Below are 10,451 nucleotides of genomic sequence, written 5' to 3' on the forward strand. Positions count from 1 at the left end.
AACGGCCAGGGCTACGACAACGGCCAGGACTACGACAACGGCCAGGGCTACGACGGCGGCTACCAGGACCAGCAGACCGGCGAGTACGACCAGCAGGCGTACGCGGGCGGGCAGCAGGCGTCGTACGACGACCCGCAGCAGCAGTCGTACGGCGAGGGCTACTACGCCCAGAACGGCCACCTGCCGCAGAACGACGCCTACTCGTCGAACGGCAGCTACCAGGACGCCGCCTACGCCGACCAGGGCGGCCAGGACAACTCCGCCGGGGAGTCCTTCCCGGGCTTCGGCGAGCGCCGGCAGCAGGACGACTGGCCCCAGCAGGACGACTACCGCAACGGCTACCCGTCCCAGTACCCTGCGGATGCCCAGGCCACGGAATCCACCCAGGCCGCTGACGCAGATGAGCGGGACAGCGTAGGCTTCGACCGTCCGGGACCGGCCCACTCCACCGTCCACGAGCTGACCGACGCCGGGCTTCCGCGCCGCGGTTCCTCCGCGAACGGCGCGAAGGGCTCGGCCGGCGCGCGGCAAGTGAACCAGGAGCCGCCGGCCTCCACCGCGGAGAGCAACGGTGACAGCGGCTGGCGTTCGGCGAACGACGAACGCTGGCAGCAGGCCTCGCAGCTCCGCAAGCCCAAGGCGGGCGGGGTGACCTCCTCCGGCCTGCCGCGGCGGGTGCCCAAGGCCAACCTGGTTCAGGGTTCCGCCGAAACCACCCCCCAGGGAGGCCCACAGGTCTCCCGCGCCCCGGAGGACGTCCGGGGCAGGCTGAGCAACCTGCGACGCGGCGTCCAGCGAGGCCGCAGCGCAGGCAGTGAAACGAACGGCCAGGGCTTCGGTCCTGACAGCACCTACAACCAGGAGCGTTAGTGTGAGCCCGATGAGCCAGGCGGCACAGAACCTGAACTGGTTGATCACCAACTTCGTGGACAACACCCCGGGGGTGTCCCACACGGTGGTGGTCTCCGCCGACGGACTCCTTCTGGCGATGTCCGAAGGCTTCCCCCGCGACCGCGCCGACCAGCTCGCGGCCGTCGCCTCCGGTTTGACGTCTCTGACGGCAGGCGCCTCCCGGATCTTCGAGGGAGGCAACGTGAACCAGACGGTTGTGGAGATGGAGCGGGGATTCCTCTTCATCATGTCCATTTCCGACGGTTCGTCGCTCGCCGTTCTCGCACACCCCGAGGCGGACATCGGCCTCATTGGGTACGAGATGGCCCTTCTGGTGGACCGAGCCGGTACGGTCCTGACGCCGGATCTTCGAGCGGAGCTCCAAGGGAGCCTTCTCAACTAGAAGACAGACGGTGCGTTTTGGCGTCCCGTAGCCGTAAGGTTTCGGGACGCGGCGCCACAGTGTTGGGTGCCCGGCACAGTCGGAGGAGGAGAAAGTGGCAACACCCCCAGGCGGTTCGTCTTCGGGCAACTGGTCGTACGGTCCTGGCCAGGGCCAGAACGACGCTGCCCAGAGCGGATACGGCTACCCCTCCGCACCGAACCACCGGCAGCCGTACGCGCCGCAGGGCCCCGGCCCTTCGCCGTACGACCAGCCGCTCGCGCCGCGCATCCAGCCCGTGCAGCCGCAGCGCCGCAGCCCCGAGCCGGCGCCCGCGGGTGCGTCGAACAACCCCCTGGTGCGTCCGTACGCCATGACCGGCGGCCGGACACGCCCGAGGTACCAGCTCGCCATCGAGGCACTGGTGCACACCACTGCGCAGCCGCACCAGATGCAGGGGCAACTGCCCGAGCATCAGCGGATCTGCAACCTCTGCCGGGAGATCAAGTCGGTCGCCGAGGTCTCGGCGCTGCTGACCATCCCCCTCGGCGTGGCCAGGATCCTCGTCGCCGACTTGGCGGAGGCGGGACTGGTCGCCATCCATCAGCCCGGCGGCGACGAGAACGCCGGCGGCCAGCCAGACGTGACACTGCTCGAAAGGGTGCTCAGTGGACTTCGCAAGCTCTAGCGGCGGTCCTTCCCGCTCCACCACCTCCGCGAAGATCGTGGTGGCGGGCGGCTTCGGCGTGGGCAAGACCACGTTCGTCGGCGCCGTCTCGGAGATCAACCCGCTGCGCACGGAGGCCGTCATGACGTCTGCTTCGGCGGGCATCGACGACCTCACCCACACCGGGGACAAGACGACCACGACGGTCGCCATGGACTTCGGCCGTATCACCCTGGACCAGGACCTGATCCTCTACCTCTTCGGTACGCCGGGCCAGGACCGCTTCTGGTTCATGTGGGACGACCTGGTGCGCGGCGCCATCGGCGCAGTGGTGCTGGTCGACACGAGGAGGCTCGCCGACTGCTTCCCCGCTGTCGACTACTTCGAGAACAGCGGACTGCCGTTCGTGATCGCGCTGAACGGCTTCGACGGGCAGCAGCCGTACTCGCCGGACGAGGTGCGGGAGGCGCTGCAGATCGGGCCGGACACGCCGATCATCACGACGGATGCGCGGCATCGGGCCGATGCGAAGTCCACGCTGATCACCCTGGTCGAACACGCCCTCATGGCCCGCCTCCGCTGACTCTCCAACGAGGCTTCCTCCAAGGTGCCCTTGGCCCACCCGGCCGGGGGCACCTTCCGTTTCCGCCTGCGGCCAGTCGTACCGCCTGGGGCGATGGGGGAGGGTGGGCGCAGGCGGCACCCCGGTCGCGCCGGGTTGCGCAACCTCCCCCCGGGGCAGCGCCTGCCGGGTGGCTGTTCAACGCCGGGTGCGGGTGACTTGTGGCTGGGCGCGCAGTTCCCCGCGCCCCTGGCGTAAGTTTCCCCACCCCAAATGGGAAAGGGGCCCCGGTTGGGGCCCCTTGGGGTTAGCGCCAGCTGTGAGGGGCGCGGAAGCCGGGTTCGCGTTCCAGGCGGCGCCAGCCCGCACGGGCCCTGCCCCGGTGAGCGGGCGCAGCCGCCGGCGTGGCGGCCCGGGCCAGCAGGATCGCCGTGATCGCAGCCACTTCCTCGGGCTCGGCGTGGCCCTTCTCGACGCGAATGTCGGGTGTCGTCATCGTCGTATCTCCGAAGGTCACTGGGGCGGGTTGCCGTGCTTGCGGGAGGGCAGGTCGGCGTGCTTGGTCTGCAGCATGGTCAGGGAGCGGATCAGCACTTCGCGGGTCTCGGCGGGGTCGATCACGTCGTCGACCAGACCGCGCTCGGCCGCGTAGTACGGGTGCATCAGCTCGGCCTTGTACTCCTTGACCATGCGCGCCCGCATCGCCTCGGGATCCTCCGCCTCGGCGATCTGCCGGCGGAAGATGACGTTGGCCGCGCCCTCCGCTCCCATCACCGCGATCTCGTTGGTCGGCCACGCGTAGGTGAGGTCCGCGCCGATGGACTGGCTGTCCATGACGATGTACGCGCCGCCGTAGGCCTTGCGCAGGATCAGGGAGATCCGCGGCACCGTGGCGTTGCAGTAGGCGTACAGCAGCTTGGCACCGTGCCGGATGATGCCGCCGTGCTCCTGGTCGACGCCGGGCAGGAAGCCGGGAACGTCCAGCAGGGTCACGATCGGGATGTTGAAGGCGTCGCACATCTGGACGAAGCGGGCCGCCTTCTCGGAGGCCTCGATGTCCAGCACACCGGCCAGCACCTGCGGCTGGTTGGCGACGATGCCGACGACCTGGCCGTCCATCCGGGCCAGCGCGCAGACGATGTTGCGCGCCCAGCGCTCGTGGACCTCCAGGTACTCGCCGTCGTCGACGAGCTCCTCGATCACCTTGGCCATGTCGTACGGCCGGTTGCCGTCCGCGGGGACCAGGTCGAGCAGCACGTCGCTGCGGCGGTCCACCGGGTCGGTGCACTCCACCCGCGGCGGGTTCTCCCGGTTGTTCTGCGGGAGGAGGGAGAGCAGGTAGCGGACCTCGTGGAGGCAGGTCTCCTCGTCGTCGTAGGCGAAGTGGCACACCCCGGAGGTCTCGGCGTGCACATCGGCACCGCCGAGGCCGTTCTGGGTGATCTCCTCGCCGGTGACCGCCTTCACCACGTCCGGACCGGTGATGAACATCTGCGAGGTGTCGCGGACCATGAACACGAAGTCCGTCAGCGCGGGCGAGTAGGCCGCGCCGCCGGCGCACGGGCCGAGCATCACCGAGATCTGCGGGATGACCCCGGAGGCCTTGGTGTTGCGCTGGAAGATGCCGCCGTAGCCGGCCAGCGCCGAGACACCCTCCTGGATGCGGGCGCCCGCGCCGTCGTTCAGCGACACCAGCGGGGCCCCGGCCGCGATGGCCATGTCCATGATCTTGTGGATCTTGGTGGCGTGCGCCTCGCCCAGCGCGCCGCCGAAGATCCGGAAGTCGTGGGCGTAGACGAAGACCGTCCGGCCCTCCACCGTCCCCCAGCCGGTGATCACACCGTCCGTGTACGGCTTCTTGGCCTCCAGGCCGAAGCCGGTCGCCCGGTGCCGGCGCAGCTGCTCGACCTCACGGAAGGAGCCGGGGTCCAGCAGCAGCTCGATGCGCTCCCGCGCCGTCAGCTTCCCCTTGGCGTGCTGCGCCGCCGTCGCCTTCTCGCTCGGGCCGGCCAGTGCCTGCGCACGGATCTCGTGCAGTTCGGCCACGCGTCCGCGCGCGTCGGCCGGCTCCCCCGACATCTCGGTCGGTTCGCCCGGCGCCTCATCCAAAACGGTCATGTAGTGACCTTACGAAGCCCCCGGGGGATTGCGAGCCGTCGACTCCTCACAGTCTCCGGCGCGTTTTCCTGGCGCCACTGAACAGAACCACAACGCCATGCAGCCGTTCCGACTGCTCAGAGGGCTTCGCGCTTGTAGGGGTCGCACAAACCCATCAGCTGAGAGTCACCTCACAGCGATGAGTGGTACATACCTCCCCCGGAGTGACACGGACCCGGAGACGGCGGCCGGTGGCCAGGACTTCCACGGTGTCGTCGGCCCGTACCGGCCCCCGCACCGGATGGTCCCAGATGATCTCCAGCGGTTCGCCCGTTCGGGTCGGTTCGCTCACGCAGAGGGTAGCGGTACGGCCCCGGCGGCGGAGCAGCACGCTCGCGGATGCGGTGGCGGTGAGCGGGCCCGCGGTGCCCGGCTGCCAGAAGTTGGCGGCGGTCAGGCCGAGGGCGGGCAGGGCGACGGCCTGGCGGGTGGGGTCGTTGGCGAGGATCCGCAGCCGGCGGCGGCCGGCGGCGCGGCGCAGGACCTGCCGGCGGTCGGCGCCGGGCATCAGGACGTAGGCGTAGGTCGCATCCACGGGGTCGGTGCCGTGGTCGAGCCAGAGGGTCTGCCAGCGGCGGGTGCGGCGTTCGCCGGTGCTGGTGGTGTTGATGTCGGACCAGGCTCCGGTACGGTCCTCGCGCAGGGTGCGCAGCTCGCCGTCGAGGACCAGCCAGCCGCCGTGGCCCTCCAGGTGCGCCCAGCCGGGGCCCCGGGTCAGGGTGTTGGTGCCGCCCTCCCCCAGGTTGCGGTTGTCGACGATCGTCTCGACGGGGACGCCGTCGGTGCAGGTGATGCCGGCGCCGAGGCAGATCACCGCGTCGTCGACGCAGAACCAGGACTTGCGGGCCTGGAGCGTGGAGCCGAGGCCCTTGAGGTGCTGGCCGACGGCCGCGTACTCGCCGTCGGTGGTGCCGCCGACCCAGCGCACGGCGGGCTTGGGCGCGCCCCACTCGCCGCCGGCCCGGTCGGGCAGGCGCTTGGTGGACACGGTGGTGCCGGGCAGCCGGTACCAGTCGACGGTGGGCCAGAACCAGTCCGTGTACTGGTCGCCGAGGCCGGGCGCCCACCACAGCAGCATTCCGGCGCCGGTGTGCCAGCCGCGCGGGTTCTCGCCGTTGCCGCATTCGTAATGGGCGATGCGGTCGCTGGCCATGGCGATGTTCGCGGTGAAGCCGGGGCGGCGGTGCACGGCCCGGTCCATCGCGGCGAAGAGGCGGTGGCCGGTGGGCTCCGGGGCGGCGGGGAGGGGCGAGCCGGCGATGGCGTGCAGGCGGGCGAGATCGGCGACGCCGAACTGGCGGGCGGTCAGGATCGGGGAGACGGTGTCGCGCTCGATCCAGCCCTTCACCCGTGCCTGCCAGCGCTCGCGCTCGGCGGGGCTCGCGGCCCCGGCGAGCAGGGCGATGGCCGCGATGAGCTGCTGGCCGTGGAAGTGGTCCGAGCGCATCACGTGCCGGTCGTCGCTCGTGAGGTAACCGCGGCTGATGGCGCGCCCGTTGACACTGTCCATGACCAGGCCGTCGTGGATGAGGGGCGCGTAGGCGTGCTCGACGCTGTCCAGGACGATCTGCCGGGCCGGGTCGGTGACCTCCCAGTCGGAGCCGGCGAGCAGGGTGAAGAGGCGGGCGAGGCCGTCGAGCATGACCTGTCCGTAGGTGCCGGAGTAGGCGACCCAGGTGTGCTGGATGAACGATCCGTCGGCGTACAGGCCGTCGCCCCGGGTGACGTACGGGAAGACCGGGGAGAGCGCGTCCCGGGCCAGGGCGATCTTGGCGGGGTCGCGGCCGAGGATGCCGCGCAGGGCGACCGAGCGGCACAGGTCGACGCGGTTGGCGCCGGTGGAGGTGCCGGAGTAGTCGGTGAGCGCGGAGTCGGGGATGAAGTGGTCGATCGCGGCGCACATGGCCTCGATGCGCTGGGGGCCGAGGTGGTCGTGGAGGGCGGCGCTGATGTCGGTCAGCAGCCGGGGGCTGCCGATCTGCCACTCCCACCAGTTGCCGTAGCGGGTGGTGGAGGGGTTGTAGACGGTGGCGGAGAGATGGTCGAGGCCGCGCAGGATCGTGGCGAGGAGGCCGGGGTCTCCGGTGGATCCGGTGCCGGGCTGGAGGTAGGCCTGGGTCATGGTCCACAGGCGGCTGTAGCTGAGGGTGATGCCGGCGGGCGGGTCGAAGGGGTGGCCGGGCCAGAGGGAGCCGGGCGCCGGGGCCATGCCGGCCGCCAGCTGCCGGGCCTCGGTGCCGGTCTCGGCCAGCCGGGAGGCGTAGGGCTCGGCGGCCGGGTCGTAGCCCTCGCCGAGAGCGATGGTGAGCCAGCGCCGGAGGAGGGCGTCGTAGGGGTCGGCGCCGGCTGCCCCGGTCGGTCTGCGTGCGGGCGCGGCTGTCCCCGCCGGTCCGGCGGCCCCGGTCACCGCGAGCACGGTCAGCGCGCCGAGCAGCGCCCGCCGGGTGGTGCGCGGCAACATCCGCCTGTCCGTCCCGCCCTGCCCGGTGCCGCGCGCCGTGCCGCTGCCGTAGCTGCCGTAGCTGTCCATGACTGCCCCCGGTCGGACGGACGGAATCTGCGGACCGTCCTGGACCCTACCCACGCGGCCGGGGCGGCAGACGCGGCAGAAGGCGGCAGAGGCTGCTGGTCCCGCCCGGTCAGCCGAAGCGGTTGAGCAGCCTGCGGTACAGGCGGGGCGTGAGGGCGCGGACCTTGTTGGGGACGGTGAGCCAGCCTGGGATGTAGGCCTCCTCGCGGGCCTCGGTGACGGCCTCCCAGACGGTGGCCGCGACCCGGTCCGGGGAGGTGGGGCGAGGTCGGTTGCGGTGGTAGGGGCGGCCCCGGCGGGCGAAGAAGCCGGTGTCGACGGGGCCGGGGACGACGAGGGTGACGCCCACGCCGGTGCCGAGCAGTTCCTGGCGCAGCGCCTCGGCGAAGGCGGCGAGGCCTGCCTTGGCGGCCGAGTACACCGCCTCCTCCCGCACGCCGACCACTCCGGCGACCGAGCCGATGAACACCACCCGGCCGTGGCCGGCGGTCACCATGGACGGCAGCACCTCGCGGACCAGGTGCAGGGTCGCGTTGAGGTCGAGGGCCAGCACCCGGTCGATGTCGGTGTGCGGCATGCTCAGGAACGGTCCCGCCCAGCCGATGCCGGCCCCGGCGACCAGCAGGTCGATCCGGCCGGTCTCGCGCAGCGCGGCCTGCGCCAGCAGCCGCGGCCCGTCCGGGGCGGCGAGGTCGGCGGGCAGCACCACGGCCGAGGTCCCGGAGGCCGTCTCCTCCAGCCGGCGCCGGTCGCGGCCGCTGAGCAGCAGATGCCAGCCGCCGGCGGCGAGGCGCCGCGCCGTGGCCGCCCCGATGCCCGAGGAGGCGCCGGTGACCAGGGCGACCCTGCGGTCCGTGCGCGGTTGTGGACCGTGACCGGGCGCCGGTGCGGCGGTGGCGCGGCGCACGGGGTCGGCCGGGGGGTCGTAGGTGGAGCCGGAGCCGGTGGTGGTCACGAGGCGGTCTCCCTGCGCTGTTCGGTCCGCGCTGCTCTCGTCGCGGCGTGTCCTCGGCTTCCAGCACACCCGGCCCCGGCACCCTCCGCCAGTGCTGGGGGTCCGTCCGCCGGGGTACGGCTCACCCGGTCCGGTGGGCCCTACCGCGTGATCCGGCGGCCGCGCCGCCGTCCCGGCAGGACCACCCCTGCGGGCCGCCGGGTGCCGCCAGGCGGGCGTATGCGCAGTACGGGTCCGGGCCCGCCGGGATACGAAGGGAGGACCCCTGTTCCGTTCCCGGATGCGGTCCGGCTCCCCGTGGCGAGGTCATCGTGCGTCTGCTGCTCGTCCACCCCAGCGCCCTGATGTACTCCGAGATCTTCCTGCGGCTCGAGCCGCTGGGCCTGGAGCGGGTGGCGGGCGCCGCCCGCGGGGCCGGTCACCAGGTGCGGGTCGTGGACCTGCAGGTGCTCGGGGTGCGGCGGCTGCGCGACGAGGTGCGCTCGTTCCGGCCCGAGGCGCTGGGGGTCTCGCTGAACTACCTGGCGAACATCCCCGAGGCGATCGCCCTGGCCAAGCGGGTGAAGCAGGAGGTGCCCGGCTGCTTCGTGTTCTTCGGCGGGCACAGCGTGTCCTTCGTCGCGGAGGAGGTGCTGCGGCAGGCGGAGGGGGCCGTGGACGCGGTGGTCCGCGGCGAGGGCGAACCGGCGGTGGGGCCGCTGCTGCGGGCGGTGCGCGACGGCGGCGTGGACGAGGTGCCGGGGATCGTCACCGCCCGGGGGCGGGGGCCCGCGCCGCTGATGCTGCACGGCATCGACGAACCGCTCCCCGCGCGGGATCTGATGCGGGCGCGGCGCCGCTACTTCATCGGCGAGCTGGACCCGTGCGCCTCCATCGAGTTCACCCGCGGCTGCCCCTGGGACTGCTCGTTCTGCTCGGCGTGGACGTTCTACGGCCGCAGCTACCGCAAGGCCTCGCCCGAGGCGGCGGCGGAGGACCTGGCGCGCGTCCGCGAGCCGAATGTGTTCATCGTGGACGACGTGGCGTTCATCCGGCCCGAGCACGGCAACGCCATCGCCGCGGAGGTGGAGCGGCGCGGCATCCGCAAGCGGTACTACCTGGAGACCCGGGCCGATGTGCTGCTGCGGCATCCGGAGGTGTTCGAGCGGTGGGCACGGCTCGGGCTGCGCTACATGTTCCTCGGCATGGAGGCGATCGACGCCGAGGGCCTCGACCTGTACCGCAAGCGGGTCAGCCCGGACGAGAACTTCCAGGCGCTTCAGACGGCGCGGCGCCTGGGCATCAAGGTCGCCATCAATCTGATCGTGGACCCGGCGTGGGACGCCGGACAGTTCCGGGTGGTGCGGGAGTTCGCGCTGGCCGTGCCGGAGATCGTGCACTTCACGGTGATGACACCGTACCCGGGCACCGAGATCTGGCACACCGAGTCGCGCCGGCTGACCACGCGCGACTACCGCCTCTTCGACATCCAGCACGCGGTGGTGCCGACCACGCTGCCGCTGGACCGCTTCTACGAGGAGCTGGTGCGCACCCAGGCCGTGATCAACCGCAAGCATCTGGGGCTGCGCACGGCGTTCGGGGCGGCGCGGGTGCTGGGCCGCAATCTGCTGCACGGGCAGACCAACTTCGCGCGCATGCTGTGGAAGTTCAACCAGGTGTACAACCCGCGCCGCCAGTTCGCCGACCACGCCCGCCCGGTGCGCTACGAACTGCCGCTGCCCCAGCGCATCGACGTGGGCGACCGGCGGCAGCTGTACGTCCACACGCGGGGCGCGACGCAGGGCGCGCCGAGCCGCAGGACCCCGGACTAGGCCGGTCACCGGGCCGCTCGCGTCATGGCGATCGCCGTTCTGGCCTCCCTCGCCGCCGGTGTCTGCTTCGCGGTGGCGGGCGTGCTGCAGCAGTGGGCCGCCTCGGCCCGGCCGGACTCGGAGGCGCTGCGGGTACGGCTGCTGGGGCATCTGGTGCGCGACCGCCGCTGGCTGTGCGGGATCGGGCTGGCCGTGGTGGCGTACGGCTTCCAGTCGCTGGCGCTGGCGTTCGGCCCGCTGAGCCTGGTGCAGCCGCTGATCGTGACCGAGCTGGTCTTCGCGGTGCCCCTGTCGGCGCGGCTGCACCGGATGCGGCTGGGCCGGCGGGAGTGGTGGGGCACGGGCGCGGTGGCGGCGGGCCTCGCACTGGCCCTCGCCTCGGCCCGCCCGCAGGGGGGTGACCCTGCGGCCGCCAGTGCGGTGTCGTGGGCGCTGGTCACCGGAGGCGTCGTGGCGGCGGCCTGCGCGGCACTGGCGGGCGCCGCCAGGCTGGCCG

General features: G+C 72.2%; 9 protein-coding genes and 1 pseudogene. 6 read left to right on the forward strand and 4 right to left on the reverse strand.

Features of this window, described 5'->3' with window-relative positions; all coding sequences use genetic code 11:
* From ABD207_RS23605 to ABD207_RS23620, 4 genes and pseudogenes are all read left to right on the forward strand, one after another.
* Window positions 1–870, forward strand: a pseudogene (locus ABD207_RS23605) (ATPase); the annotation flags it as partial.
* 10 nt (window positions 871–880) lie between these two features.
* Window positions 881–1,294 (forward strand): roadblock/LC7 domain-containing protein, encoded by a 414-nt coding sequence (locus ABD207_RS23610; RefSeq protein WP_029385896.1) that lies wholly within the window; start codon window positions 881–883, stop codon window positions 1,292–1,294.
* Between the two features lie 94 nt (window positions 1,295–1,388).
* On the forward strand, window positions 1,389–1,961 hold the full coding sequence (locus ABD207_RS23615; RefSeq protein ID WP_344015118.1) for a DUF742 domain-containing protein: 573 nt from the start codon (window positions 1,389–1,391) through the stop codon (window positions 1,959–1,961).
* A complete protein-coding gene (locus ABD207_RS23620; protein WP_044384251.1) occupies window positions 1,942–2,523 on the forward strand; it encodes a GTP-binding protein in 582 nt (193 codons plus the stop codon). The genes ABD207_RS23615 and ABD207_RS23620 overlap by 20 nt, the downstream gene beginning before the upstream one ends.
* Before the next feature lie 286 nt (window positions 2,524–2,809).
* On the opposite strand, the gene ABD207_RS23625 is transcribed toward ABD207_RS23620, so the two are convergent.
* The 4 genes from ABD207_RS23625 to ABD207_RS23640 form a co-directional block, all read right to left on the reverse strand.
* Window positions 2,810–2,998, reverse strand: a complete 189-nt coding sequence (locus ABD207_RS23625; protein WP_344005002.1) for an acyl-CoA carboxylase subunit epsilon — start codon at window positions 2,996–2,998, stop codon at window positions 2,810–2,812.
* A 17-nt stretch (window positions 2,999–3,015) separates the two neighbouring features.
* Entirely contained in the window at window positions 3,016–4,620 is a 1,605-nt protein-coding gene (locus tag ABD207_RS23630; RefSeq protein WP_344015120.1) for an acyl-CoA carboxylase subunit beta, read from the reverse strand.
* 154 nt (window positions 4,621–4,774) lie between these two features.
* Window positions 4,775–7,120 carry a polysaccharide lyase 8 family protein gene (locus ABD207_RS23635; protein WP_344015158.1) on the reverse strand — a complete coding sequence of 782 codons (2,346 nt, stop codon included), beginning with the start codon at window positions 7,118–7,120 and terminating at the stop codon, window positions 4,775–4,777.
* A gap of 178 nt (window positions 7,121–7,298) precedes the next feature.
* Window positions 7,299–8,144, reverse strand: coding sequence for an SDR family NAD(P)-dependent oxidoreductase (locus ABD207_RS23640; RefSeq protein ID WP_344015121.1), 846 nt, complete (start codon window positions 8,142–8,144; stop codon window positions 7,299–7,301).
* Window positions 8,145–8,455: 311 nt separating this feature from the next.
* Here ABD207_RS23640 and hpnR point away from each other — a divergent pair, with 311 nt between their 5' ends.
* Both hpnR and ABD207_RS23650 read left to right on the forward strand, forming a co-directional pair.
* A complete protein-coding gene (gene hpnR / locus ABD207_RS23645; protein ID WP_344015122.1) occupies window positions 8,456–9,955 on the forward strand; it encodes a hopanoid C-3 methylase HpnR in 1,500 nt (499 codons plus the stop codon).
* A gap of 24 nt (window positions 9,956–9,979) precedes the next feature.
* On the forward strand, window positions 9,980–10,451 hold a 472-nt coding region (locus ABD207_RS23650; protein WP_344015123.1), incomplete at its 3' end, for a DMT family transporter.

The sequence above is a fragment of the Streptomyces thermospinosisporus genome (assembly GCF_039526425.1).
Classification (GTDB): domain Bacteria; phylum Actinomycetota; class Actinomycetes; order Streptomycetales; family Streptomycetaceae; genus Streptomyces; species Streptomyces thermocarboxydovorans.